The sequence below is a fragment of the Solwaraspora sp. WMMD937 genome (assembly GCF_029581175.1).
Taxonomy (GTDB): Bacteria; Actinomycetota; Actinomycetes; order Mycobacteriales; family Micromonosporaceae; genus Micromonospora_E.
The window spans coordinates 4,867,330-4,893,341 of sequence record NZ_CP120738.1; the positions used below are offsets into that span (position 1 = coordinate 4,867,330).

Annotated in this window: 17 protein-coding genes and 2 CRISPR repeat arrays (1 of these 19 running past the window's edge); of the genes, 6 read left to right on the forward strand and 11 right to left on the reverse strand. The window is 71.3% G+C overall.

The features are described from left to right. Positions 1–135 precede the first annotated feature (135 nt). Positions 136–1,443, forward strand: coding sequence for a cytochrome P450 (locus tag O7621_RS21695; RefSeq protein WP_282230955.1), 1,308 nt, complete (start codon positions 136–138; stop codon positions 1,441–1,443). Positions 1,444–1,763: 320 nt separating this feature from the next. Here O7621_RS21695 and O7621_RS21700 read toward each other — a convergent pair whose 3' ends face one another. Further along, positions 1,764–3,173 carry a PHB depolymerase family esterase gene (locus tag O7621_RS21700; protein WP_282230956.1) on the reverse strand — a complete coding sequence of 470 codons (1,410 nt, stop codon included), beginning with the start codon at positions 3,171–3,173 and terminating at the stop codon, positions 1,764–1,766. A gap of 249 nt (positions 3,174–3,422) precedes the next feature. Between O7621_RS21700 and O7621_RS21705 the strand changes: the two genes are divergently transcribed. The 4 genes from O7621_RS21705 (at position 3,423) to O7621_RS21720 (ending at position 7,882) form a co-directional block, all read left to right on the forward strand. After that, positions 3,423–4,532, forward strand: coding sequence for a PaaX family transcriptional regulator C-terminal domain-containing protein (locus tag O7621_RS21705; RefSeq protein ID WP_282230957.1), 1,110 nt, complete (start codon positions 3,423–3,425; stop codon positions 4,530–4,532). Continuing rightward, positions 4,529–5,650 (forward strand): hypothetical protein, encoded by a 1,122-nt coding sequence (locus O7621_RS21710; protein ID WP_282230958.1) that lies wholly within the window; start codon positions 4,529–4,531, stop codon positions 5,648–5,650. The genes O7621_RS21705 and O7621_RS21710 overlap by 4 nt, the downstream gene beginning before the upstream one ends. A gap of 73 nt (positions 5,651–5,723) precedes the next feature. Beyond that, positions 5,724–5,984 (forward strand): hypothetical protein, encoded by a 261-nt coding sequence (locus O7621_RS21715; RefSeq protein WP_282230959.1) that lies wholly within the window; start codon positions 5,724–5,726, stop codon positions 5,982–5,984. Next, positions 5,981–7,882: an HEXXH motif domain-containing protein gene (locus O7621_RS21720; protein ID WP_282230960.1), complete on the forward strand. Its 1,902-nt coding sequence runs from the start codon at positions 5,981–5,983 to the stop codon at positions 7,880–7,882. The genes O7621_RS21715 and O7621_RS21720 overlap by 4 nt, the downstream gene beginning before the upstream one ends. Positions 7,883–7,929: 47 nt before the next feature. Here the strand turns inward: O7621_RS21720 and fxsT are convergent, their stop codons facing one another. From fxsT to casA, 10 genes are all read right to left on the reverse strand, one after another. Next, positions 7,930–11,859, reverse strand: a complete 3,930-nt coding sequence (fxsT, locus tag O7621_RS21725) for an FxSxx-COOH system tetratricopeptide repeat protein (protein WP_282230961.1) — start codon at positions 11,857–11,859, stop codon at positions 7,930–7,932. A gap of 55 nt (positions 11,860–11,914) precedes the next feature. Next, entirely contained in the window at positions 11,915–13,513 is a 1,599-nt protein-coding gene (locus tag O7621_RS21730; protein WP_282230962.1) for a hypothetical protein, read from the reverse strand. A 42-nt stretch (positions 13,514–13,555) separates the two neighbouring features. Then, entirely contained in the window at positions 13,556–13,993 is a 438-nt protein-coding gene (locus O7621_RS21735; RefSeq protein WP_281555115.1) for a hypothetical protein, read from the reverse strand. Positions 13,994–14,493: 500 nt separating this feature from the next. Further along, positions 14,494–16,408: direct repeats of the CRISPR family, unit length 24 nt; unit sequence CATCCCCGCGTGCGCGGGGAGCAG. A gap of 49 nt (positions 16,409–16,457) precedes the next feature. Further along, positions 16,458–16,847, reverse strand: a complete 390-nt coding sequence (gene cas2e, locus O7621_RS21740; protein ID WP_282230963.1) for a type I-E CRISPR-associated endoribonuclease Cas2e — start codon at positions 16,845–16,847, stop codon at positions 16,458–16,460. Then, positions 16,847–17,809, reverse strand: a complete 963-nt coding sequence (cas1e, locus tag O7621_RS21745; RefSeq protein ID WP_282230964.1) for a type I-E CRISPR-associated endonuclease Cas1e — start codon at positions 17,807–17,809, stop codon at positions 16,847–16,849. The genes cas2e and cas1e overlap by 1 nt, the downstream gene beginning before the upstream one ends. After that, complete coding sequence (cas6e, locus tag O7621_RS21750) at positions 17,806–18,486, reverse strand: type I-E CRISPR-associated protein Cas6/Cse3/CasE (protein WP_282230965.1); 681 nt, start codon at positions 18,484–18,486, stop codon at positions 17,806–17,808. The genes cas1e and cas6e overlap by 4 nt, the downstream gene beginning before the upstream one ends. A 1-nt stretch (position 18,487) precedes the next feature. Next, positions 18,488–19,189 (reverse strand): type I-E CRISPR-associated protein Cas5/CasD, encoded by a 702-nt coding sequence (cas5e, locus tag O7621_RS21755; RefSeq protein ID WP_282230966.1) that lies wholly within the window; start codon positions 19,187–19,189, stop codon positions 18,488–18,490. Then, positions 19,186–20,331: a type I-E CRISPR-associated protein Cas7/Cse4/CasC gene (cas7e, locus tag O7621_RS21760; RefSeq protein ID WP_282230967.1), complete on the reverse strand. Its 1,146-nt coding sequence runs from the start codon at positions 20,329–20,331 to the stop codon at positions 19,186–19,188. Before cas7e ends, cas5e begins: the two co-directional genes overlap by 4 nt. Continuing rightward, positions 20,328–20,993, reverse strand: a complete 666-nt coding sequence (gene casB, locus O7621_RS21765; protein WP_282230968.1) for a type I-E CRISPR-associated protein Cse2/CasB — start codon at positions 20,991–20,993, stop codon at positions 20,328–20,330. The genes cas7e and casB overlap by 4 nt, the downstream gene beginning before the upstream one ends. Beyond that, positions 20,990–22,639 (reverse strand): type I-E CRISPR-associated protein Cse1/CasA, encoded by a 1,650-nt coding sequence (gene casA / locus O7621_RS21770; RefSeq protein WP_282230969.1) that lies wholly within the window; start codon positions 22,637–22,639, stop codon positions 20,990–20,992. The genes casB and casA overlap by 4 nt, the downstream gene beginning before the upstream one ends. 305 nt (positions 22,640–22,944) lie before the next feature. Here casA and cas3 point away from each other — a divergent pair, with 305 nt between their 5' ends. Further along, a complete protein-coding gene (cas3, locus tag O7621_RS21775; protein ID WP_282230970.1) occupies positions 22,945–25,818 on the forward strand; it encodes a CRISPR-associated helicase Cas3' in 2,874 nt (957 codons plus the stop codon). Positions 25,819–25,923: 105 nt separating this feature from the next. Beyond that, positions 25,924–26,012: direct repeats of the CRISPR family, unit length 28 nt (it continues 3,900 nt past the right edge of the window).

Below are 26,012 nucleotides of genomic sequence, written 5' to 3' on the forward strand. Positions count from 1 at the left end.
CCCGACTGGTGGGCAAGAGGCGGATCAGCGGCCGGTACGACTGGTGGTACTACCACCAGGCGTAGAGCCCGTCGGACACCGGGAGCAAAGGCAGGACCTCGGCAGCGGGGTCCTGCACTCGGTTAGGAGCCGCAGATGGCACCACTGCAGCAGGGCGACCGACCACCGGGGCCGCGCGGGCACTGGCTCACCGGCAACACCCCGGCCTACGAGGCCGACCGGATCGGCTTCATCCAGCGCAATCACCGCGAGTACGGCGATGTCTTCACCTTCGACGACCGCACCGTGTTCGTGATCGACCCGGAGCTGACCAACGACGTGCTCACCCGGCCGGGCAACGCGTTCCTGCCCGAACTGGCCCCGTTCGACGCCCGGCCCGACCTCGACCGGGCCGCCGAGCGGGCCGAGGCCTGGATGCCGGCGCGTCGGGCCGCGTGGGCCGGTCTCGACCGACAGGCGAGCGCCGCCTTCGACGGGCGTACCGTCGAGATCTTCGACGCGGCCCTCGACGCGGCCGCCGGCCGGGAGACCGACGTGCTGGCGATGATGCGACGGTACGCCGCCGCGACGATCGCCGATTATTGCTTTGGCGTGGACGCCACAGGGTTTCCGGAGCTGCTCGCCGAGGGCGTCGCCGCCACCGCGCCGTTCGAGACCGCGAAGTACGGGTTCGCGGCCTGGCTGCCGGTGCGCCGCAACCGTCGGTTCTTCCGCGCGCACCGCGCGTTCACCGACGCCCTGCTGTCGGTGGTGCGACGCCGTCGGGCCGGCACGTCCAGCAAGGCCGGCACGTCCACACCGGATCTGCTGGACGTGCTGCTGGCCGCCCGGCCGGCCATGCCGGACCGGGCGGTCGTGTCGACGCTGCGCCCGGTCCTGCTCGGCGGACACGGCGTGCCGGCCGCCGCGCTGACCTCGCTGGTCTGGGAACTCGCCGGCCGACCGGAGCTTGTCGCCGCGCTGCGGGCGGAGGCGGGCGGGCCGGCCGGGTCCGGCGACCCGCCGCCGGCGGCCCGGCTACCGCTGGCCGAGGCCGTGGTCAACGAGGCGCTGCGGCTGTATCCGCCGGCGTGGCTGATGACGCGGACCGCCCGTACGACCACCGGGTTGGGTCCGTGGACGCTGCGACCCGGCGACGAGGTGCTGATCGGCGCCTACCTCATCCACCGGGATCCACGGTGGTGGCAGCGGCCCGACGAGTTCGACCCCGGCCGGTGGGCCGCCGGTCGGCCGGCACCGGGGGCGGCGTTCCTGCCCTTCGGCGCCGGGCCCCGGGTCTGCATCGGTACGGCGTTGACCATGCGCCAGCTCACCCTCACCGTCTCCCGGCTGGCCCAGCGCGGTTCGGTGGAGTCGTCGAACGCCGCCGCCATCCGGCTGCGGTTCGCCGGCCGGCTCGCACCGGCCGGCCTGCTGGCCCGTTTTGTCGACGGAAAGTCGTGATCACATTCCGTTGCGTAAAGGCAACCGGTGTGCAATGGTCATGAGAATCACTCACCTCGATCGAGCGAGGAGGTAGCCATGCGGACACTGCGCCACCTGGCCGCCCGACTGGCCGGCAGGAAGCGGGTCAGCGGCCGGTACATCTACTGGCCCTACCACTACGAGTAGACCGAACCCGCCGGACGTCGAGGTCGACGTCGACGACTACTGCGGGACAGAGTCCCCGGGGCACCACCGAACGGTGGTGCCCCGGGGACTCTCCCTGTCCGCCGGTCCGGACCGGTGTTCCAGCCTGTCCGGACCGGCGTTGGAACCGCTGGTCAGCTGACCGTGCAGGCGGCACCGTTGAGGGTGAACGAGCTCGGCGCCCCGGCGTTGCCGGTATGGGTGGCCTGGAAGCCGATGTCCACCGAGCCGTTGACCGGGATACTGGCGTTGTAGGACATGTTGCGGGCCGTCACCTGCCCCGAACTCGGTGAGTAGCTGGCGTTCCAGCCCCCGGTGATGGTCTGCCCACCGGGCAGGGTGAAGACCAGCGACCAGCCGTTGACGGCGCTGGAACCGGTGTTGGTGATCCGGAAGTTCCCGGTCAGCCCGTTGTTCCAGGCGTTGATGGTGGCCGCGACCCGGCAGGCACCGGCGGGTGGTGGAGCCGTCGTCGGCGGTGGAGCCGTCGTCGGTGGCGGTGCGGTCGTGGGTGGCGGTGCGGTGGTCGGTGGCGGTGCGGTGGTCGGTGGCGGTGCGGTGGTCGGTGGCGGTGCGGTGGTCGGTGGCGGTGCGGTCGTCGGCGGTGGGGTCGAGGTCAATCCGAAGAACTCGATGGCAACGGCGGCCATGCCGCCGCTCGGCAGGCTGTGGCCGGCGCCCTGGATGCTGTACGCCTCGACCTGGACGGTGCCGGAGCTGTCAGCGAACTGGCGGCGGTTCCAGCCGGACCGTGGGGTGTCGGTACGGGTCGGGGTCTGGCTGAGCCCGAACACGTTGGTCCACTGGTCGACCGCCTCCTGCAGCAACGAGTACGGCACCAGGGTGTCGGCGGTGCCGTGCCACAGCTGCGCCCGTGGCCGTGGGCCGGAGTAACCCGGGTACGCCTGACGGACGGCGTCACCCCACTGCTGCGGTGTTCGGTTCATGTTGCCACCGGTGCACTGGCTGCTCCACGGCGGATAGTCCGCCGCGTTGGCGAAGCAGTTGTACGGAACTCCCATGAAGGCCGACCCGGCCTTGAACACGTCCGGGTAGACGGCCAGCATGTGATTGGTCATCATGCCGCCGGACGAACTGCCGGTGGCGTACACCCGGTTGGGGTCGCCACCGTACTGCTGCTGGGCGTACTGGACCATCGACATGATCGACACCGGGTCGCTGCCGCCGCCCCGCCGCTTCGCCGCCTCGGACCAGACGTCGAAGCAGTTGCCGAAGCCGGCCTGCTGGGTGGCGGTCGGGTAGATCACGATGAAGCCGTACCGGTCGGACAGTGAGGCGAACTCACTGCCGGAGTAGAAGCCGGGCCCTGATCCGCCGCAGCCGTGCATCGCCACGACGATCGCCGGGTTCGCCGGACGGCTGTCCGGCACGTAGACGTGCATCTGCATCCCGCCCGGGTTGTTACCGAAGTTGGTCACCTGGACCAACGACGCCGCGTACGCCGGCCGGAGCGCCGGGACGACCAGGCCGGCGGCGACCAGCGACATCGCCATGCCGAGCAGCAGTTTTCGTCTGACCCTCATGCACCTGACTCCTTCCTGTCGTGTGCTGTCCCCTGTCGTGTGCCGGCCGGCAGGACGTCCGGCCCTGCCCCGCCCGGCCTTCGCACGGCAACGTGTGGCACTTAGTGTTCCCGCCGGACAGACAAGTGTCAATCGATACAGCTCGATCGCAATTTCGGGTCGTTGCCAGGAACCCAGATCACCTGCGCCAACCGGAGATCACGCCGTCTACAGTCGGTACCGCTGCCCCCGAGCCACGCCGGAGTGCCCGTGACGAGCCTGTTCAGCATCGAGGAGATCTATCCGGAGGAGGCGGGCCGGCCGGTGCGGCTGCCCCGACGGCAGACCGGCAACTCGCCGCAGGGCCTCGCGGTGACCCTGCTGGCCGACTACACTCTGCGGACCCGCGCCTGGCTGCCGTCGGCCGCCATCGTCGCGCTGCTCGCCGAATCCGGCGTCACCCCCGCAGGTGCCCGGACCGCCATCAGCCGGCTCGCCCGCCGAGGGGTACTCGAAGGCAGTCGACGCGGTCGGCACAGCTCGTACCGGCTCGCCCACGCCGCCGCCGCCAGCCTGGCGATCGGCGGACACTGGATCCTCACCGCCACCGCGACGGCCCGGCCGTGGGACGGCCAGTGGACCCTGGTCGCGTTCACCTTGCCGCAGGAGCACAGCGCGCAACGGCGGGCGCTGCGCGGCCAGCTCCGGTGGCTGGGGTTCGCACCGCTGTACGACGGGTTGTGGATCTCCCCCCGCACGCTGCCCGGGCCCGCGATGCGCCATCTCGCCCAGCTCACTCCCGGGACCATCTCGGTCTTCCGCGGCCGGCAGGCCGACCTGGGCGCCACTACCGGTCGCGACCCGCTCGACGCCTGGGACGTCGAGGCCATCGCCGGACAGTACGGCGACTTCGTCGACCGGTGGCAGGCGCTGCTGCCCCAGGTGCGCTCCGGTCAGGTCGGCGGACCGGCGGCGGTACGGGCCCGTACCGAGGTGATGGACACCTTCCGGCGGTTCCCCACCCTCGATCCGCAGCTGCCGGTCGAGCTGCTGCCGGCCAACTGGCTACGGGATCCCGCCCGGGAGGTCTTCGCCGCCGTCTACGACGGGCTCGCCGACGTCGCCGAACGACACGTCCGGGCCGTCGTCACCCGCTTCGCCGGTGACGCGGCCCCCGACGACGTGCGGGCCCACACCACCGGCGATCTGTTGGCGGGAGTCCAGCCAGCCGGCCCCGGCCCCGGCTACAACCCGGGCCCCGGTTTCAGCCCTGCCCCAGGCCTAGGAACGGACCTCGGCCTGGGCCTCGGAGCCGGAGCCGGAGCCGGTGACCAGACGACGCAAGCCGGGTCGGCGACCCGTACCGTCGGACGACGGTGACCACGACCGGGCCGCAGCGCCCCGACGTCCGCGTGGTCGCCGTCGGCGTCGGCGCCTACCAAACCGGCGACGACTGGACCCTGACCGGACCGGTCGACGACGCCGTGCGGATCGCACGGTTCTTCGTCGCCCACGGCGTACCCACCGGAAACGTGGACCTGCTCACCGACCCGGCACCCCCGGCCGACGACCTGCCGGCTGGGGTACGGCGGCGACCCGCCGACCGCGCCACCGTCCGCCAACTGCTGCTGCGCGAGCTGCCTGCCAGCTCCGCGCGGGAACTGTACGTCTACTGGGGCGGCCACGGCTTCGTCGACCCGCGTCGGCGACGCCGGCTGTACTACGCCGACGCCACCGACGCCGACGCCGTCAACCTCGACCTGGACTCGCTGCTGGCGACGTACGCCTCGGACCTCGTCGCGGTGCTGAACCGGCAGCTGTGGCTGGTCGATGTCTGCCAGACGCACGGCCCGGCCCGGCCGCGCCGGATCGACGGGCACGAGACCTTCCCGAGCGGCGACCCGGTCGCCGGACGCAGCCAGGACGTGCTGTTCGCCGCCGCCGTCGGTCAGCCCGCCGCCAACCTGGACCGGCAGCGGACCGGACTGTTCAGCCGGGAGCTGCTGCGGTTGATGGACGCCGACGGCCTCACGGCGCTGGCCGACCCGCAACGGCTCGCGGAGCGGCTGCGGGCCCGGTTCACCACGCTACGGGCCGACGGTCTGACCGGGCAGACCCCCACCTACCTGTGGTACCGCGACGCGTCCGGCGACGAAGGTCTGCTGCTGGCGGCGGACCCGGGCGGGTCGCGCAAGCCCGTCGAGAGGCCGGTGCGGCCGTCGACGGCGGCGATCGGCGCGGTGGTGGACGCGCTGTTGGATATCGCGGAGTTCCGCCGGCCGAACGACCGCGAGGAAATTCTGTCTCTGCTGCCCCCGTCGGTGTACGCCTCGATCCGGCGCAACCCGGCGACCCGGATCGACGCCGTCAGCATCGTCCGAGGCTGCCTGCACCACGCCACCGGACTGTCCGAACTCGTCGCCGCCGTACGCTTCTTCACCAGCGACGACGCTGCCGTCGACCACCTCGCCGAGACGGTCCAGCGGCTCGCCGGGTAGCTACCGCCGGTCGACGCCGGCGCTGTGACGCATGCGCCCCGGCGCTTCCGTTGCCGTGCGGGGATAAGCGATGATGAGGACATCGACCGTCACCTTTCGTGAAGGGCTACCGCTGATGGACAGCACCCCGGCCGGTATCGAGTCCGAGATGCTCGATCTGTCGACGGTGGACGTGGCGACGCTGCGCGGCGTCGACGACTCCGACATGACCGCCGCGATGGTCCGGGTACGGCAGCGGATCGCCGACGCCGAGGGCAGCATCAGCGGCTACAGCGGATCGTTCGCCAGTCGGGCCACCGCCGCTGACCCCCGGGCGGAAGACCGGATCGGTTGACGGGCCGGGCGGCGGCACCCACCCACGCGATCGCCGTCGACGACTTCCGGCAACTGGCCAGCACCGGCGGCGACGAACGGACCGCAGCAGCCCTGCGCGGCTCCGAACGTAGCTGGCGGCTGACCGCGCTGCGCGCACTGGTGGACGCCGTCGCGCGCCGCACCGACGCCGCCGGCCCGCTGCCCGGTGTCGACACCGCGTGGCAACTGCTGGTCCGTGCCGACCGCGCCGACCCGGACGCCACCGAGGAGGTCGTCGCCCAACCGCAGGTCGGCATCTGGGTGGCGCACACCCTGCGCCGGCTCACCTCGGCAGGGTCCGGCGACCCGCCGCTCTGGGTCGACGTCGGCTACCTGCACTCGCTGGCCGCCGCCGCTGCGGTCCGCGCCGGGCTCAGCTTCGACCTGGTGGTCCCGGCCCGCCACGGCCACCTCGCGCTGCCCACCGTCGCCGCCGTGGAACTCCCCCCGCAGATCGAGCGGGTACAGGTGGTCGCAGCCGCCGGCACGATCACGGTCACCGCGGGCGACACCGACCCGGTCGGCCCCGGCGACCCCCACTGGCATCCGCCGGTCCGGCTGGTCGCCACCGCTGGCGGGATCGACCTGCGGGTGGAACTACTCGATCGGGACGTCTACCGGGACCTGCGCGGACCCGCAGCGCCGGCACCGCTGAGCACCGACCAGGTGCGCCGCTGGCAGGCCCAGCTCCAGCAGGCCTGGGAGCTGCTGGTACGGCAGCAGCCGCAGCGCGCCCGGACGGTCGCGGCGATCCTGCGGACCGTCGCGCCATTGCCGGCCCGGGAACGGTTCCGCCAACTGTCCGCCTCCGGCGCGGAAGCCTTCGGCACCATCCTGCTGTCCGAACCGGACGACGCCACCCAGCTGGCGATGACGCTCGTACACGAGATCCAGCACCACAAACTGGGCGCGCTGGCCCATCTGCTGACCCTGGTGAACGACGATCCCGACCGGCGGTTCTACGCACCATGGCGCGACGACCCGCGCCCCGTCGCCGGGCTGCTGCAGGGGGTGTACGCGTTCGCCGGGATCACCGACTTCTGGCGGGTGCACCGGCGGCACGCCCCGGCCGGGCAGGTCGCGTTGGCCGACTTCGAGTTCGCGCTCTGGCGTCGCCAGACCCGGCACGCGGTGCGGTCACTGCTCGACTCGGGCCGGCTGACCGGGCACGGCACCCGGTTCGTCGAAATCCTGCACGACACGGTCGCCACGTTCGGGACCGAGCAGGTACCGGCCGGCCCGCAACGGTTGGCCGACCGGATGGCCGTCGACCACCGGGCGCTGTGGCGGGCGCACAACCTGCGGCTCGACGCCGCCGCACGGACCGAGCTGGCCGCCGCCTGGGCCGGCCGACGGCCGTTGCCGGCCTGCCTGGCGGACGCCCGGGACGGCCGGCCGGCCACGCTGACCCGCCCCGACCGGGCCTGGTTCGACGCCCGCGCGGTGCTGACCCGCCACCGGCTGACCGACCCGGCCGGCTTCGACCGACTGACCGCCGCCCCGGACACCGTAACCGGCCTGGTCACCGGCGCGACCGCCGCCGACGTCGCACTGGTCGGCGGGGACGCCGACCAGGCCCGCGCCGGCTATCTGCGGCAGCTGGCAGCCGATCTGGCGGCCGGGACAACGGCGGCGCACAGCTGGATCGGGCTGGGACTGACCTGGCCGGACGGGTCGACGCATCCGGCGGCGCGGGCCCTGCTGCACCGGCCGGAACTGGTGATGGAGACGCTGCGGCAGGCCGCCCGCCGGGGCGCCCCGGTCGACGTACCCGATCCGGTCGAGCTGGCGGCCTGGGTCGGTGCCGGACTGCCCGCCGACGCGCACCGGCCGGCGGATCCGGCCGGCTGGCTGCTTCTGAACCGGACCCGCCGCTGAGTCCGGGCCCGGCCTGGCAGCTCCGGAGCGAACCCGGCCGGGGCAGGTCACAGCGGCAGCGGATCGATATCGCAGTTGGCCCGCACCCCGGCCGCCGCTGCCGCCGTCGCCGGATGCAGCTCACCGAACGTCGACCGGAACCGGTCGACGATGTCGTCGAACAGCAGACTCGCCTGGGAATCCTGGCCCAGCCCGCGCAGATCCATCGCGAGGTTGACCCCGCAGGCCAACGTGATCGGATGGCCCGGACCGAGCTGCTCCGTACAGCTGTCGAACGTCTCGGCGTCGAGCGCCCGCGCCGCCTCGTACTCACCAAGTTCGTACAAGGCGCTGGCCAGGTTGACCCGGGCGGCGAACACCAGGGCGTGGCTGCCCCCGAGCCGCTGAGTGAGCCGGCGCAGGCCCTCATCGGCCACCTCGCGGGCCTGCTCGTGCTCACCGAGCAGGCGCAACGTCACCGCCAGGTCGACCTGCGCCCCCGCGGTGTGCGGGTGGTCCTCGCCGTAGAGCGCCCGCAGACCCTGCACGGCGGCCTCACCGGCCTGCCGCGCAGCCCGCAGGTCGCCGGTGACCCGCAGGTCGATCGAGACGGTCAGGTTGGCCAGCACACTGTCCGGGTGGTCGTCGCCGTAGCGGATGCGGAACCGCCGCAGCGCATCGGTGGACAGGTCCAGCGCCTCATGGTGCTGGCCGGCCTTACGCCGGAAGCCGGCCAGCTGGTGACTCTGCCGGACCAGGTCCGGATGGTCGTCGTACTTGAGCACCCGGCGGGCGTCGGCGACCAGGTTCTCCTGGCTGGCGTGTGCCGTCACGTAGTCACCCAGCTCACGCCGGTCCAGGTTGATACCGCCGAGGGTGTTCAGGCTGACCGGGTGGTCGGTGCCGTAGATGTGCACCAACTGTTCGTAGGTCTGCTCGTCGAGCTGCAGCGCCCGACCGAACAGCCCGGACAGCCGCATGCTGACCGCGAGGTTGTGCGCGGCCCGCAGCGTGAACGGCTCCTCGTCACCGAAGTTGCGCTTGGACTGCTCGTAGACGGTGATCGACCGCTCCAACGCCCCGTCGAAGTCACCGGCGACGCGATGGTCGGCGGCGACCGCACCGAGCGCGTCGAGCGTCTCCTCCTCGGTGTCGCCGACCGTCTGCCGGTACAGCTGCAACGTCCGGGCGTTCAACTTCGCGGCGGCGGCGTAGTCGCCGACGACGAAGTACATGAACCCGAGCCAGGTCGCCATCCGCAGACTGTCCGGGTCGGTGTCGTCACCCCGGTCGATCCACGACCGGTACGCCCGCTGGGCGAGGTCGCGGGCACCGATGTGGTCGCCCCAACGCCACAGGTACTTCGCCTCGTTGAGCACCATGTCCCGGACCAGCTCGTTACGGCAGGTCTCCGCGCCGGACGCGACGATGTGCGGGTACAGCTCGGCGTAGCGGGGCCAGTGGTCGGCGTCGTCCGGCTCGTCCGGGTCGTTGCCGGCGAGCAGCAGGTGGGCGCTGTGCCGCAGGTCCTTGCGGTCCTGCTCGCTCATCTGGTGGATCAGCACCCGCTGGACCAGCCGGTGCATCTGCAACGAGTTGGTCCGGTGGTCGATGCGGGCCAACGACAACCGGCCGATGGTCCGGATCGCCTGCTTGAGCCGGATCGGGCTGCGCACCAGCGGATCCAGGTCGGGGTGGATCTGCAACCGGGGCTTGGACAGCAGCGACCGACCGATCGGCTCGGACGCGAAGAACGCGCAGACCTGCAGCAGATGCAGCGCCGACGGGTCCCGCTCCCGCAGCCCGTTGAGGGAGATGTGCCAGGCGGCAGCGACCAGCGGCGGGTAGTCCTGCTCCACCTCGGTCACGTCGTCGACGTCGGGTTGGCTGTCGTGCAGCAGCTGCAGGTACTCGTCGGCGGTCATCGTCGTCTCCGCGCGCCAGGCCGCTGCCTGCTCGATGGCCAGCGGCAGGTCACCCAGCGCGGCGGCGAGCCGCTCCGCGTCGCTGACCAGCAGGTCCGGGCCACGGCGGCGGAGCAGCTCGATGCTCTCCTGCCGGTCGAACACGTCGACCGGCAGGCCGCTGGCGATCTGGCCCCACCGGGGGTCGCGCGAGGTGACCACGATGCTGCCCGGCCCACCCCGGGGAAAGAACCGTTCCACGTCGTCGGGGTCCTCGGCGTTGTCGAACACCAGCAGCCAGTTGGCGTACGGGCGTCCGATGCGCAGCGCGTCGAGCACCGCCGGCACGGCGGTGTTCGCTGTCGCCGGCACCTGCAGGTCGAGCCGGCTGGCGAGCTCGGCGAGTGCGGACTGGATCTGCGCCGGACGCTCGGCGGAGATCCACCAGATCAGGTCGAAGTCCTGCTGGTGCTGGTAGACGTACTCGACGACCAGTTGGGACTTGCCGACGCCGCCGGCACCGTGCACCGCCTCGGGCAGCACCGCGGTGGTGCCGGCGCGCAGCCGCTGGTGCAGCGTGTCGAGCAGCGCCCGCCGGCCGGTGAAGTTGGCGTTGCGCGGCGGCAGGTTGCCGACGACGGCCGGCTGCTGGTCGCGTCGCTGGGTGCGCAGGACAGCGGTGGTCGGCGGGACGACACTGCCGGTCGGAGACACCGCACTCCCTTCTGGGTCGGGTCCGGGGTGGGGCGTCTGCTGCCGGGCGCCGAACGGGAAGGACGCTCCCGGCGACGCCATTATGTCAGACATCGTCGGCTCCATACCTGTATGACTCGCTTGCGAATTTGTCGCCGGATTGCGGGATCTGCGGGCCCGGACCGGCGAACCCAACGCCCAACCGAGCCGTTCGGCGGCGACCAGGTTCGGGCCGCCCAAGGCCACGTGCACCGCCAGCTCGACCCGCAGAAACGGCTCGGACGCCGGGGTCACCCGGGGGTACGTGGCCTGGCGGGGGCTGCGGACCCGACGGGTCAGGTTCCGCACCGCCTCGATGTCCCGGCCAAGCTCACTCTCCACCGTGTACTGCACCTCGATGATACGGTCCCGGTAGCTCGACGCCAGCAACTGGTCACGAACCCCGTGACGGAACTCGTACCGCAGCCGGGTGTCATCGCCGGACGTGCCACCGCCGTGTCGGACCGGCCGCATCAGGTCACTGGTCAGCACCTCGGTGAGATGCGCCGGGTCGAGCCGCCCGGCGGTCCGCTGCACCGCCCGGATGATCCGCGAGGTCAGCGGAGCGGCGGCGAGCCGGGTCGCCAACGCGAACGCCCGGGGCGACGCCTTGGCCCGGAACCGGGCGACCAGCTCGCTCGCCCGCAGCGTCGACCGCGACCAACGCGGTACCCGCCCCGATCCCGCAACCCGATCCGACAAACTCACCAGCAGCGCCGGCATCCGCACTGTGCCGGCTGTCGCCCCGGCCAGCAGCCGAGCCCACCGCGACAGCCAGTCGCCGCCGCGCTCGATCACCGGCACCGCGGTCCGCTCCGGCCCGCCGGGCTCCGCCGCCGACCACGGGTCCGGCACGCTGGTCCGCCATGGACGCTCGGCGGTCGGTAGCCGGGCGCTGGCCGGGGTCCACAGCACGTCGGCGGTGTCCATTCCCCGGTCGTACCAGTGCTGCTGCGGCAGCACGTTGACCACGGCCAACGCCGCCAACGCCGCCCAGCCGACCAGCACCGGGAAGATCAGCCCGGTGGTCCAGGCCGGCGACCGGCCGTGCGTCACCAGGAAGACCACCGGCGGCCCGCCGTCACCCGACGGCACGGTCAGCGGGGCGTGCGGGGCGTCACGCCAGCGCACCGCGCCGTCGGCGACCACCACGGACCGGACCGACACCGAGGCGAAGCACTCCTGCTCGCGCAGCATCGCCAGGAAGTCGGCGAACTCGTCGGACCAGAACTCCATCACCGGATCGTCGTCGATGACGACGAGGACCTCACGACGACCGGCGATCTCCAACTGCCGGGCCGGCTCGGGCAGGGTCGGACGGACCGCAAAGGCCGACCCACGCGACGACAACGAATCCATCATGGAGCACCACCGGGGCGGATGGTGCCGCCGACCGTCCCCCGGTGACCGTCTCCGCTCATTCGCGGGCCTCTCCCAAGTCGTCGCCGGCTGAGCCAGGCTGTCCGGGCTGCCGCAGCGGATCGTCCCACAAGATCACAAAGCCGTGCCCGACGTGCCGGCCCGAAGCAGACGGATCCTCACCCCAGGCCGACTTCCTCAACTTTGCGACATGCATGGGCAGCTGCGCCATCCCCCCGGCGAACCCATTCGCCGACTCGACCATCGATCGCAGCACCCGGCACAGCTCAACGGCCAACACCGGATCGCGGTGCCAGACGATGGCTGGGACACCGGACCGTACGCCGACAAGCAGTTGCCGCTCGGCCGCGCTGTCCGGCAACGGAGAATCGCTCAACACCAGAACGACCGCCGCCTCGTCACCCGTCAGCAACGCCTCCAGTTGGGCGTCGACCTGATCAGGCGCGGCGCAGAATATCCGAGAAGACCCGCCGTCCGCAGCAACGCCACGCCAGCGCACCCGCCACCGCCGATGCCACTCGGGGGAACGCAGCCGCTCCAACGAGCGGATCACCAGTGGATACTCCACCACCAACGGGCTCGGCACCGGCGACCGAAGTTCCTTGCGCCAGGTGTCGACCGGCTCGTTGAGCAACTGCCACGGCAGGACGATCTCGATCGTCACCGGCCCCGCCTGGTGCGCCCAGCGCCGCTCCGTCTCCGACAGCACCTCGTCGACCGCAGCCTCCAGGTCGCCGTAGCGCACTCGGCGATGCTCACCCCGCACGGGTGCCCAGGTTGGCGACGCCCACTGATACCAGTGGGACATGATGAACGTGTCGTCGTCACCGCCGTACTTCTCGAACTGGATGACCAGGTAAGCCGTCGCGGGGCCGACGGCACCGTCCGCCACGGCAGCGGCGGCGGCGGGGGCGGCGGTGGCGACCGCCGCGACGGGCGACCGGCCGAAGCGGGTCCCACCCACCCCGACGAGGGCGTCCTCCGGCACGTCCCACTCATCGGCCAGGGCCCGAATCAGCTGGCGCAGCCGCTGCCGCGCCTCGGCCGGCACACTGTCGTCGAGCCGACCGAGCAGCCGCAACCAGTGCGGCACCCCGCCAAACCCCGTCCCGTCGCCCGCCACACCGGCACTCGACGGCGCCACCGCCAGATAGGCGAACAGATGCCACAGCGAGGTGCAGTGCTCCGGCGGCGGCTCCTGCCGGCACTCGACCACGAACCGACGCCACCGCGCCGTCACCCGCAACTCGGACAGGTCACCCCGCAGCCAACCCAGATCGTGATCGGCGAACTGCTCGAACACCTGCCACTCGTCGGACAGCTGGAGCAGCGTCAGGGTCCGCGCGCCGGCCGGCTCCAGTAGGTCGAGACACTCGGCGAGCAGCCGCAGCCCGCCGGTACGGTCGATGCAGGCCGTCACCAGGTCCACCAACTGCGGCCGTAACACCGCCAGGTCACGCAGCCGCAGCGGCCCGCCGAACGCCTCCTCGACCAGCCGCAGCAGCACCTGGCGGCTGCTCGGATCCCGGACCACGTCCGACTCCTCGAGCAGACCGGCTACCTCGGCGATGATCCGGCGACGCTCCGCCCCCTGCGGGGACGGCACACGCCGCTCGACGTCACTCGGGTCCAACATCGGGCCGGCCGTTCCGCCTGCACCGGGCCGACCCGCCCCGGATCAATCGAGCCGTCCCGGCCCGAACGGGTCCAATGTCTCCAGCGCACGGACCACGTCGTCCGCGTCACCGGCCAGTTCCGCCCGCCGCCGCTGACCGTCCTGCTCGAACACGGCGATCACCCGCAGCGGGCCGGAGCGGCTGCGCAGCAGCGACTGGATCGCGTACCAGCCGGCCGACGACGCGATGCCGACCGCGATCTGCAGCAACGTGTCGGCAACCGGGCCCCGGGTGGACACGATCTCGAACTCCGCCGCCGGATGCCAGGTACGCGCGGTGACCCCCTGCGCGGTCAACTGGTCGACCAACTGGGTCGTGTGCGCCGGGTAGACCGGTGTGCCGTGGTCGAACCCCTGCGGCAGAAGGACCACGTCGGTGCCGGCCACCGGCCCCGGACCGGCATCCGCGGGCACGGTAACGACGGATTCCTCGGAGAGCATACGTCGATGGTATGTGGACCACGCGACCTCGGACGTCCCGCCCAGCCGAGTGGGCTTTATAGAACGGAACGCCATGGGTCGGCACACCGCTCGGCTTCGGCGCGGTACATCCACAGTCGTCCCGACCCGGTACGGTGACTTGCCATGCACGCGTTGAAGCCTTGGCATTTCGCCGTACTGCTGATCGCCGGCCTGCTGTGCGTCGGCGGCACCGCCGCAGTCGTCGCCGCTCTACTCGTGGCCACCAAACGAAGCAAACGCTAGATTCTCAACTCACCGCACGCCTCACGTACCTGATCGGCCAGGGGTCCCCCTGAATTGTCCTCAACCGGTCCCAGCCGTCCTCTGGGCCACCCCATGTGCGGGGAGCAGCGCGCTTCCAACAGAGCCCTACCTTGGTACGCGCGAAGGCCATCCCATGTGCGCGGGAAGCAGCCCGACGACGACCCGCCGCCGCCATCCCCGCGCCGTCCAGGTCAGCAGCAACGCTGCCCCGGGACCACCCCCGCGTGCGCGGGGGAGCAGGCTCCCGGTGCTGGCGCGGCCGGGGGCGGAGTGGGACCATCCCCGCGTGCGCGGGGAGCAGTGCTGGACGCCACCGGGTCACCGCCGGATGTAGGGATCATCCCCGCGTGCGCGGGAAGCAGGAGGCCAACGACCCGAACCGGGAGTAGATGCCGGGACCATCCCCGCGTGCGCGGGAAGCAGCCGTCGAGGGTGTGGCCGTTGCGGGCGCTGCTGGGACCATCCCCGCGTGCGCGGGGAGCAGACCGCCGGAGGCGCCTGCTGAATCGGGTGACCGGGATCATCCCCGCGTGCGCGGGGAGCAGTCGGTGCCTGGCCCGCCTCCGGCGGACCGTCGGGGATCATCCCCGCGTGCGCGGGGAGCAGACGCTGTCGTTCCTTCGGTTCCAGCGCGGCCTGGGATCATCCCCGCGTGCGCGGGGAGCAGGTCGACGAACGCCAGTTCTACCTTGCCAGCCAGGGATCATCCCCGCGTGCGCGGGGAGCAGGTCGAGGACGTCGTGCGGCAGATCGAGGCGCGGGGATCATCCCCGCGTGCGCGGGGAGCAGCGTCGGCGGATCTGCTTGGCGAGCTTGCGGGAGGGATCATCCCCGCGTGCGCGGGGAGCAGTGGCGGCGGCGATGATCTCGCCGCAGCCTCGGGGATCATCCCCGCGTGCGCGGGGAGCAGCTCACGCTCATCATGGTGTGACCGTAGGGGCGGGGATCATCCCCGCGTGCGCGGGGAGCAGTGGCGGTGCCAAGTCCGGAACTAGGGCAGGGTGGGATCATCCCCGCGTGCGCGGGGAGCAGTCGCCGGGTATTCGGGCGCGTCCTGTTGGACAGGGATCATCCCCGCGTGCGCGGGGAGCAGAACAGGTCGCGAATCCTCGCCTGCCGGGAATCGGGATCATCCCCGCGTACGCGGGGAGCAGTCTTCGACCAGGCCAGCGGTGGGCCGCTCCCGGGGATCATCCCCGCGTGCGCGGGGAGCAGGGTGCGTGGACGTGGGCGGAGATGGTCCGGGAGGGATCATCCCCGCGTGCGCGGGGAGCAGTATTCTCCCGGACACATGCACTGTGCGCCCGAAGGATCATCCCCGCGTGCGCGGGGAGCAGCCGGCGGCGGGGCGCAGGCGGCGGGAGACGTCGGGATCATCCCCGCGTGCGCGGGGAGCAGCGCCACGGGCAGGCCGTCATCATGCTCTGCCACGGATCATCCCCGCGTGCGCGGGGAGCAGAGCGACACGCTGACGCCGGGCGGCATCGCGGCGGGATCATCCCCGCGTGCGCGGGGAGCAGTTGTCGGCGCCGGACGCCGCGAACTCCAGCTGGGGATCATCCCCGCGTGCGCGGGGAGCAGGTCAGTCCGTTCGACGGGACGACGTCGGCAGCGGGATCATCCCCGCGTGCGCGGGGAGCAGTCGATGGCATCGTCGGCGAAGTCGTCCAACTGGGGATCATCCCCGCGTGCGCGGGGAGCAGGGTCGGCCCTGGCGCAGAGCCAAACGCGAGATGGGATCATCCCCGCGTGCGCGGGGAGCAGTGCGACGCCTGCCGCGCGGCCGGCCGGATCTGGGGATCATCCCCGCGTGCGCGGGGAGCAGCCGTCGTTGACCAGCCGGTACCGCACCGTCCGGGGATCATCCCCGCGTGCGCGGGGAGCAGTCTCTTTCAGGAATTGCAAAGCAGCGGCTTCCGGGATCATCCCCGCGTGCGCGGGGAGCAGACTCAGCCCGGCAGACGCGACCCCTAGGAGCCAGGATCATCCCCGCGTGCGCGGGGAGCAGAATCGCCCAAGAGTCGAGACCACAGCGTGTAGAGGATCATCCCCGCGTGCGCGGGGAGCAGCGTCGCTCGGTGACCTCTTGGTCGACGCGGTCGGGATCATCCCCGCGTGCGCGGGGAGCAGACTTCTTGACCTGGGCGTTTAGAGGTACAGGCCCCGGTTTTCATTCACTTTAGTTCGACTCCTGCCTATCGGTGGGCCGGGTGGGGGTGGAGGCGCGTCGGGCGAATCTGCGCCGCTTGGACGCTTTGCTCCACCCCGTTTGCGGTGCGGCGGCAACGGCGGCGGGATCGGCCGGCCGGCGCATCAACATGATGCCGTCGAAGTCGACCGGGTGCCAGTGGTGGTCGTGCACCTTGAACGACAGCCGCTGCTCGCCGCGTACCTGGTAGACCATCAGGGCACGGCCGGGGCCGGCGAGTTCGACGACTCTGCCCCAGAGCCGGTCGCGTACCCGAGCTGTGACGTGACCGACGTACACGCCGGCCGAGATCTCCAGCAGCCACTGTGTCAGGTGACCGCGTAGGCCCGCCGGGCAGGCGGTGAGGACGATGACGACCATCAGAAGTCGACCTCGTACTCGTCTGCGTAGTTGATGCCGCTGGGCATCTCGACACCGGACTCGTCCCAGAGGTTGACGACGTCCTCACTGAAGGCGTGCCCGTCCGGCTCGTCGCTGGCGGACGGTGGCAGGAGCAGCCTGCGGATGTCGTCGGCGCACCGGTCGAGCAAGTGCAACTCGAACAGCTTGTCGCGGACGGCGCGGCGGGTGTCCGCCGGTACGTCAACCGATCCGCCCGCCACTACGTCGAACGCGACCGGGATGCTCACTTCCGCCTTGTACAGGTCGGCGATGTCGTAGACGAAGGACCGTTCGTGGCCGGTGTGGATAAAGCCGAGGCCGGGTGCCGCGCCGAGGGCGACGACGACGGCGTGGACGACCCCGTACAGGCAGACGTGCGCGGCAGACAGCGCCTGGTTGATCGGGTCGGATCCGGCGAAGTTCTCCGGGTCGTAGTCCCGGTGAGTCCAGGTCACCTTGGTACGCCGGGCGTGCTCCCGGTAGATGCGTCTGACCCGTGCCCCTTCCCTGCCCCGCAACTGCTGCATGGTCAGCTTGTCGGTGTCCTCGTCCGGGAAGCGCATGTCATACATGGCGCGGGCGACGGCGAGCCGCCGGTCCCGGTGGGACACGGCGGCGGCCTGGGCGACGAGCAGCCGGCTGGACCGGGCCAGCGATCGGCCGTGGGCGTAGTAGCGCACGCCCTGCTCACCGACCCAGACGACGGTGGCTCCGTTGTCTGCGAGCAGCATCATCGCCTGGTGGGTGACGGTGGTGCCGGGGCCGAGCAGCAGCACTCCGAGGCTCGCGGCCGCGATGTGCACGGTCCCTTTGGCGTCGGTCGCGGTGATGGCGTTGCTGTCCCGGTGGATGACGCAGCGTTCCTGGTAAATGAAGCTGATTCGGTCCTGGGCGCGGACCAGGTCGGGCAGTTCCGGGGGCCGTACGCCGGGGATCTTCATCGTGCGGCGTCGGCGGGGGCCAGGGTCATCAACCCGCAGCCGTACGCCTTGGCGTGCCCGATGCCGGCGGTGAGCACGCGACGCAGCGCCTGCGGGTCGCGGACGGCGAGGACGCCGTCGTAGGTGACGGTCCGGATGACGACCGGGCGGTCTCCCCCGCGTCGCCCGAAGCTCTGGGTGGTCTGGTTGTGCAGGATCAGGTTCAGGTCGTCGTCGGTGCCGCGCAGGATCTCGAACCCGTTGGGTTCGGCGCGTTTGACCAGCCACTGGGTCTGCTGTTCGACGGTGACGTGGCCGTACCGTTTGGTGTCGGCGGTGGGGTCCTTGGGTCGGCCGTCGCGGACCGGGTTGGCGGTGAGCCGGAACGCCCACTGTTGTCCAGTGGCGAGCTGGTCGAGGAAGCCGCCGTACGGTCGGGTCTGCCACCGTTCGCCGATGGTCGGCCAGCCGGCCTGTTCGACGAGGTGGGTCAGGTCGGGCCGGCCAGGGCTGACGATGTAGAGCACCGGCTGGTTGCCGGTGGTGTCGAGCCGCCACAGGGTGCGCCGGCCGTCGCGGGTGTGGTCGGCGTCGTCGGCGAAGCCGGACATGACGGCGGCGTGCATGACCTGCGGCGAGCCGAGGAGCCGTCGGCTGTCCCGACGTGCCTTGTTGAATCGGAACCGGGTGAGATACACGTCAGCCTCCGAGGACTTGCATGGGGTCGTGGCTGGGGATGGTGGCCACCTGTGTGTCGGGGTGGGGCAGTTCGACGTGTTCCCGCACGACGAGCCGCCACCCGTGTTGCCGGTGGGTGGGGTCGAAGCTGACCGGCTGGTCGCGGATCGTCTCGGTGAACGGGTCGGTGTCATCGGCGTCGCGCAGCATCTCCAGGCTCACGGTCGCTGACCGTCTGGTACGCCGGTGCCAGGTGGACGCTTCCCAGCGGTGTCGGCGCAGCACCTCGACCGGGGTGCCGGTGTGCACGCCGAGGCTGACGGGCAGCATCGGCGGGCAGGACCGGCGGCCGAGGTAGAGCGGGAACTGTGGTCGGCGCAGCGCATCGTGCAGGCCGGTGAGCAGGTCTTCGTCGCCGCCGACGGCGGCGACGAAGACGGCGTCGCTGAGGTAGTGCCGGTAGGACAGGGGCAGCGCGGAGCCGTCGAGGCGTCGGGCCGTCTGGAAGTCGCGCAGCACGGTGCCGGGCTGGTCGACGCGTACGGCGAAGCTGAGGCCGAGCAGTTCGGTCAGCGGCTCGGTGCGTCGGATGCCCTTGGCGGCGGCGAGCATGCCGATGACGCCGCTTTTCGTCGGGGCGGTTTCGGTGCCTCGGTAGACGAACCGGCTGCTGGCACCCCAGGCTTGCAGCGGTCCGGCGAGCCGCAGCAGCAGGGTGTTCATTCTTCCTTCCCGAGTCGCGCGGCGGCCTCGTCGGCGACTGCGGTGACGAGGTCGGCGAAGGGCAACGCGTCGCCGAGGGCGTCGAGCGCAGCGGTGTGGTCGCCGACCCGGCTGACCCAGGCGGCGACGGGCTGCTCGCCGTAGGTGGTTTCGACGGAGGTGGCGTAGGAGGCGAGGCGCTCGGCGGCTTCCCGGACCCGGCCGGTCGGCGAGTCGTAGGTGACGACCTCTTCGTACGCGCCGACGAAGTTGATCGGTTGGGTGTCGCGCAGCCGGACGATGACGGCGTCGGGCAGGGTGCGGTTGGCGAAGGTGTTCTGTTTGCCGGTCGGCATGCTCTTGGCGAACGCGGTGACGAAGGCGTGGACGGCGCGTTGGGCGGCTTCCTGGTCGCCGAGGTTGTCGTTGAGCCGGTCGACGTCGAGGGTGGCGTAGCGGTAGAGGGTCGACGAGTTGAATTCGACGGTGCCGATCATGCCGGCACCTTGTTCCTTCGCGTCGTCCTTGCGGTCGTCGACGGCGGTGTAGTAGTCGAATTCGTTGTTGACGGCGTGCACGCTGATCGCGTGGGCGACCTGGACTGCGGCGTCGACGTTGATGTCGGACAGGTCGGCGAGCATCCGGCCGAACAGTGCGATGTCGACGGAGTGCCGCTGGTTGGCGAGCTTCTTCAGCTCTTTGCCGTCGGGGTCCTTGCCGGCGCGGTGCGCGGCGATGGCGTGTGCGGCGATAGCGTCGAGCTGGTGGTGGCTGAGGAAGACCAGATACTCGGACTCTGCTGCGGTGACGCCGTCGTCGGCCTTGTTCTTGGCAGCTTTGGTGGCCTTGGCCGGTTTGGCGAGCCCGAGCGCGGTCAGTGCCTTGTTGGCGAGGTCGATCTTCGCGTCGGCGAGGCCCGGTGCCTGCCCGGCGATCAGTTCGCCGAGGGATTCGCCGAGCCGTTTGGTCCGCTCCCCCAGGTCGGCACGGTCGAGCAGCGCGTCGAACGCGGTCCGGGTGGCTCGTTTCCACGCCTGGCTGGAGACTCGGGCCCGGCGCTGGCCGCCGTAGACGGCGGTTTTCGGTGAGCCGGTGTCGTCCCGGTTGAGGTTGCTCGGCGGAACGGTCTGCAGGATGTGGATGTCGATCACGGTTCGGCTCATGGCTGGTCCTTCGGGGAGTCGCTGTCGGTGGTGTCGGCGTCGGCGTCAGTGCCGGTGGTGGTGGTGGTGTCAGTGGTGCGGTGGTATTCGCGGCCCCACAGCGAGCGGATCTTGTCCGGGCCGCTGGGTGCCTGGAATTCGCGCAGGTCGTCGGCGAGCAGCCCGTAGTCGAGGGCGATGCGTTTGTCGCGCAGCAGCCGGACCAGGCCCCGGCAGTGGTGCAGCGCCTCGGTGAAGGTGGCGGCGGTGCCCATCGCGACGAACCGCCGCCGCACGGCATCCTTGCTGGGGCTCTGTGCAGCGAGCAGCGCGATGGCCTGGCCGAAGCCGTACCCGTCGCGGTGCATCCCACGGTCGTGCGCCGACTGCTGGTGTACGGCGTACAGGGTGAGCGCGGCGTGTCGGGCGTGTTCGACCGGTTCCGGGTCGTCGGCGAGCCGCCGGGGCAGGAACTCTGTCGGCACGGCGGTGACGCCGAGGATGTCCAGGCGTGAGCCGGCGAGGGTGCCGGCGGCGGCCCGCAGCCGGGCGAGGGTGGCGATGGCGGCGGGCGCGTCGTTGATGAAGGCGCTCTGGAGCTTGGCGACGTCCTTGGCGACGTCGTCGCCGAACGGACGTCGCCGACGGATCGCCGCCCTGGCCGGGGTGTTGGTCTGGCTCATGTCAGGGCCACTTCCTCCTGCGGACGGTCGGTGGTGTCTGGCTGCGCCGGCCGGAGCGGGCCGGCCAGGGGCAACGCCTTCGACAGTTGGTTGCGGAACCAGGCGTCGGCCTGGGCGCTGGTGATCAGGGTCTTGTCGATTTCCCGGCCGGCCCAGGCGACCGGTCCGGCTTCGGCGACCATCCGGTCACCGAGTCCGCGCAGCGTCTGCGCGGCTGTGCGGTGCCAGGCGGCGCGGGCGTCGGCGAGGTCGACTCCGTCGGCGAGCCCGCGCAGCCAGTCGCGGAACTGCTGGTCGAGGGCGGCGTACGCCTCGGCGGTCGTCTCGTCGCGGGCACCATCGACGCGTCTCTCGTCGCGGACGCCGGCGGCGCGCAGCAGGTTGCGGCCGAGGTTGACGAGGGCGCGTACGCCCTGGTCGGCGTCGTCGGCGGCGCGTTGGACCTCGATGGCGGTCTGCGGGTCGGTGATGGCCCGTACCGGCATGGTGACCGCGTCGTCGATGATCTCGTCCAGGACAGACTGTTGGGTGCCGTAGACGGCGCCGACGGCGCGGAGCCGGATGACGGGTCGGCGCAGCAGCCGACGGTTGGCGGCGTACCCGATCCATTCGAGGACGCCGGGGTCGAGGTTGGCCGGTGGTTCGCCGCTGCCGCCGCGCCCCGCGATGCCGGGCAGCATCGCTTCGAGGCCGCGCCACAGCGCCCTGCCGGGCGCGTGGGTCTTCGGCAGGTACACCGGGGTGGTCTTGAGTGCCTTCTCCTGGGTGGGGCTGCGCCGCCAGGCGGTGAGTGGTTCTCGTTGGTGCAGGTCGCGGGGGCTGAGCGGGTCTCCGTAGGCGAGCACCACGCCGGTGATGCCGTGCTCGTCGCCGTGCAGCCGGATCCGCCGCGACTGCCAGGTGTATAGGCGCAGCACTCCTGACGGTGTCAGGTCGTCCTGCTCGGCGGGGCCGGGTGGGTCGAGGTCCCAGATCGGCGCGTCGGTGTCGTCGCGGCGCAGGTACGGCACGTCGTGTGGCACCAGGTTGAGCAGCAGCGTCTCGCGCAGGTTGTCGCCTTCGACGAAGACGCCGCCGAGGGAGCCGGCGTAGCCGGTGCCGAGCGGGTAGACCTTGCCGCCTTTGACCCGGCTGTCGCCGACCGCGCCGGATTTGATCCCGGAGACGTCGTACGCCTGGGCGTGCACCAGCCAGCGGGCGGCTTCGGCCGGGGTGATCCGGCGCAGTGCGGGGCCGGACCGGGCGGTGAACAGCGGCGCGCCGCTGGGCACGTCGGCGATGAGTCGTTCGAGCCCGAACACTTCGCCTTTGCTGGTCCGCAGGTCGGCGACCTGGTAGAAGGGCGTGGTCGGGTGCAGCAGGTCGAACCGCTCCCGGCGTTCGTCGAGGTAGTCGACGATGTCGTCGACCGGCAGGTCGGGGGCAGCCCACAGCTGCTCCCAGTCGTCCTCGCCGGGGCCGCCGACGGTGTCGTGCAGGACGGCGAGCAGCAGGCGCAGGACGGCGAACTCCTGGGTCGGCACGTCACCGGTGATCCGGCGCAGCGTGCCAGCCCGGCGGAAGGCGTCGGCGAGCGATACCTCCTCCACCTGCCCGTCGAGCCGCTGCACGAGCAGCCAGGGCCGATCAACAAGATCAAATGACATTGTGCATTTCCCATCGTGGCCAGACAGGACGCTCTGACATGGATCGGGACCCTACTGCGGGCCACCGACATTCGGAACTTGATCATCGAAATACGAGGCGCCGTCGCGATTCACCAACAATCCTGGCCCTGAGCAGCGAATTGTCTCTTGGGCCCTGGTGGGGGCGAGGAGCCAGGTGACGCGAAACAAGACCACAGATGGCAAAAATGCAGTCGCCTTGCCGACAGCTCCTCGACCGTTCGGCCACACTGTCCGGTCGATCACGCTATGGCGACTGGCCAGGTTGGCACCTTGGATCAACAGCCGTGGCTACGCAACAGACGGTTGAGTTGAGTGACGCGGCGTCGTCGGCGTGGGGCAAGACGAGCGAGGACGGCCCCGGCTGGCTACCGCTGTGGCAGCATCTCGCCGATGCGGCGGCCGTCGCGGAACGGCTGTGGCGACACTGGCTCAACGCTGCCGTACGGCAGCGGATCAGCTCGGCGCTGCCCGGCGGTGACTCCGATGGGCGGCTCCTGGTCACCTGGCTGGCGGGGGTGCACGACATCGGCAAGGCGACACCGGCGTTCGCTGTGCAGCGCGACGATCTGATGAGCCGGATGCACGCTCGCGGGCTGACAGTCGACAACCGCGTCAAGGCGGACCGGCGTATCGCGCCGCACGCCCTGGCCGGCCAGATCCTGCTGGAGGACTGGCTGATCGACGGGCACGACTGGGTGCCGCGAGCGGCGGCCACGTTCGCCGTGGTCGTCGGTGGCCATCACGGCGTACCGCCGACGGACAAGGAGCTGCACGCGGCCCGCAGCCTCGACTACCTGCTCGGCACCGGGCCGTGGCCGTCGGTGCAGCGGGAGCTGCTGGACTGGATGACCGACCGGTGCGGCGTGAGGGACCGGCTGCCCGCCTGGCGCGACGTCCGACTCCCCCAGCCGGTGCAGGCGCTGCTGACCGGCGTCGTCGTGGTCGCCGACTGGATCGCCAGCAACCAGGAGCTGTTCCCGGTGACGTACGCGGCCGACGCGCACCGGGTCGAGCAGGCCTGGGACGACCTGGACCTGCCGTCGCCGTGGCGGGCCGTCGACCTCGACCTCTCCCCCGACGCGATCATCGCCACCCGGTTCGGGCTGCCGTCCGGCGCGACCGCGTACCCGGTGCAGCGGGCGGTGATCGACCAGGCACGGCAGATAACCGAACCCGGCCTGATGATCGTCGAAGCGCCGATGGGTGACGGCAAGACGGAGGCCGCGCTCGCCGCCGTCGAGATCCTCGCCGCCCGGTTCGGGCTGTCCGGCTGTTTCGTCGCGCTACCGACCCGGGCCACCAGCGACGCCATGCTGTCCCGGGGGCTGTCCTGGATGGAGCGGCTGCCGGACCGCGACGCCGACCGTGGCGCCTACGGGGTGGCGCTGGCGCACGGCAAGTCGAGCTTCAACAACGAGTACGACACGCTGCGCATGGACCGGCGTCCCAGTTCGATCGGCGTCGACGAGGACGGGGTGCAGCTCGCCGTGCACCGGTGGCTGGCGTCGCGCAAGAAGATCCTGCTGTCCGACTTCGTCGTCGGCACCGTCGATCAGCTGCTGTTCATGGCGTTGAAGGCCCGGTACGTGGTGCTGCGTCACCTCGGGCTCGCCGGCAAGATCGTCGTTGTCGACGAGGCGCACGCCTACGACGTGCACATGAGCCAGTACCTGGACCGGGCGTTGGAGTGGCTGGCCGCGTACCGCGTACCGGTGATCGTGCTGTCGGCGACGCTGCCGGCGCGGCGTCGCCGGGAGATGATGAAGGCGTACGACGACGGCCGGTTCGGTCAGCCGACGCAGCGCCCGCGGCGGCGACGCACGCCGGCACCCGACGCGGACCCGGGCGCGGACGCCGACCCGTACGCCGACCTGGCCGGGGACATCGGCTACCCGGTGATCACCTGCTCCGGCGCGACGGACCGGCAGCCGGCGGTGACGACGACGGCTTCGTCCGGCCGTGCGGTGCAGGTGCGGGTAAGCCGCCTCGACGACGACCCGCAGCGCCTCGCCGACCTACTCGCGGACGAGATCGGCCGGGGCGGCTGCGCCCTGGTGGTCCGCAACACGGTCCGACGGGTCCAGGAGACCGCCGCCGTGCTGCGACGACGGTTCGGCACGGACATCCCGGTGTTCGTGGCGCACTCCCGTTTCCTGGCACCGGACCGGGCCGCGAACGACCGGCGGCTGCTGGACATGTTCGGGCCGCCGAGCCGGGTCGCGGACCGCCCGGAGCGGTATGTCGTGGTCGCCAGCCAGGTGGCGGAGGTGTCGCTGGACGTCGATTTCGATTTGCTGTTCACCGATCTGGCCCCGGTTGATCTGCTGTTGCAGCGGATGGGCCGGCTGCACCGGCACCACCGCAGCCGGCCGGCTCATCTGGCGACGCCGCGCTGCCTGATCACCGGCGCGGACTGGTCGACGGACCCACCCGAACCGGTGCAGGGTTCACGGATCGTGTACGGCCGGGCCGGGTTGTGGCGGGCTGCCGGCGTCCTCTGGCCGCATGTGGACGGCGACGTCCCGGTCGAGCTGCCCGGGGACATCCCGACGTTGGTGCAGACCGCGTACGACGTGCCGCTGGTCGGCCCGACCGGCTGGCATCCGGCGATGCGCGAAGCCGACGAGACGGCGACGAAAAAGCAGCAGGAGCATTGTGTACGGGCGGACGCGTACCGGCTGAACCCGGTCTCGGCGCAGCCGGCCGCCCTGCTCGGCTGGCTGGTGGCGCACATCGGCGACGCCGACGCGGGTGGCGACGACGCGCGCGGGCGTGGTCACGTCCGCGCCGACTCCGCCGAGAGCCTGGAGGTGATTCTCCTGGTACGCCGCGACGGCCGGCTGCACATCCCGGACTGGGTGCCGGACGACCCCGGTCGGGAGGTGCCGACGGAGATGGCACCGGACAACCGGCTGGCCCGGTCGGTGGCCCGGTGCACGCTCGCCCTGCCGCAGCTGATGACCAGCAGACTCGACGAGGTGATCGACGAACTGGAGGCCCGCAACTGCTTCCCGGCGTGGGACTCGTCGCACTGGCTGGCCGGCGAACTCGTGCTCGACGTCGACGCCACCGGCCACACCCAGATCGCCGGCTTCGACCTGCACTACGACAACACCGACGGACTCACCGTCACCAAACTGGACACCTCACACACCTGACAGGCGTCAGCCATGTGACCAGCCCGCCAGCGTCCAGGAAACCTCAAATCCAATCCCCGCGTACGCGGGGAGCACGATCCCGCCCTCGCCCCCATACAGGTTCTTGGGACCATCCCCGTGCGGGGGGCGCAAAAGTCGGTGATCTCGTCCTGAGCGACGGTTCCGGGACAATCCCCGCGTGCGCGGGGAGCAGT

Coding starts and splice junctions, on each gene's coding strand:
- O7621_RS21695 (WP_282230955.1), top strand. CDS start 136: ATGGCACCACTGCAGCAGGGCGACCGACCACCGGGGCCGCGCGGGCAC.
- O7621_RS21700 (WP_282230956.1), bottom strand. CDS start 3,173: ATGAGGGTCAGACGAAAACTGCTGCTCGGCATGGCGATGTCGCTGGTC.
- O7621_RS21715 (WP_282230959.1), top strand. CDS start 5,724: ATGAGGACATCGACCGTCACCTTTCGTGAAGGGCTACCGCTGATGGAC.
- fxsT (WP_282230961.1), bottom strand. CDS start 11,859: ATGATGGATTCGTTGTCGTCGCGTGGGTCGGCCTTTGCGGTCCGTCCG.
- O7621_RS21730 (WP_282230962.1), bottom strand. CDS start 13,513: ATGTTGGACCCGAGTGACGTCGAGCGGCGTGTGCCGTCCCCGCAGGGG.
- O7621_RS21735 (WP_281555115.1), bottom strand. CDS start 13,993: ATGCTCTCCGAGGAATCCGTCGTTACCGTGCCCGCGGATGCCGGTCCG.
- cas2e (WP_282230963.1), bottom strand. CDS start 16,847: ATGGTCGTCATCGTCCTCACCGCCTGCCCGGCGGGCCTACGCGGTCAC.
- cas1e (WP_282230964.1), bottom strand. CDS start 17,809: ATGAAGATCCCCGGCGTACGGCCCCCGGAACTGCCCGACCTGGTCCGC.
- cas5e (WP_282230966.1), bottom strand. CDS start 19,189: ATGAACACCCTGCTGCTGCGGCTCGCCGGACCGCTGCAAGCCTGGGGT.
- cas7e (WP_282230967.1), bottom strand. CDS start 20,331: ATGAGCCGAACCGTGATCGACATCCACATCCTGCAGACCGTTCCGCCG.
- casB (WP_282230968.1), bottom strand. CDS start 20,993: ATGAGCCAGACCAACACCCCGGCCAGGGCGGCGATCCGTCGGCGACGT.
- casA (WP_282230969.1), bottom strand. CDS start 22,639: ATGTCATTTGATCTTGTTGATCGGCCCTGGCTGCTCGTGCAGCGGCTC.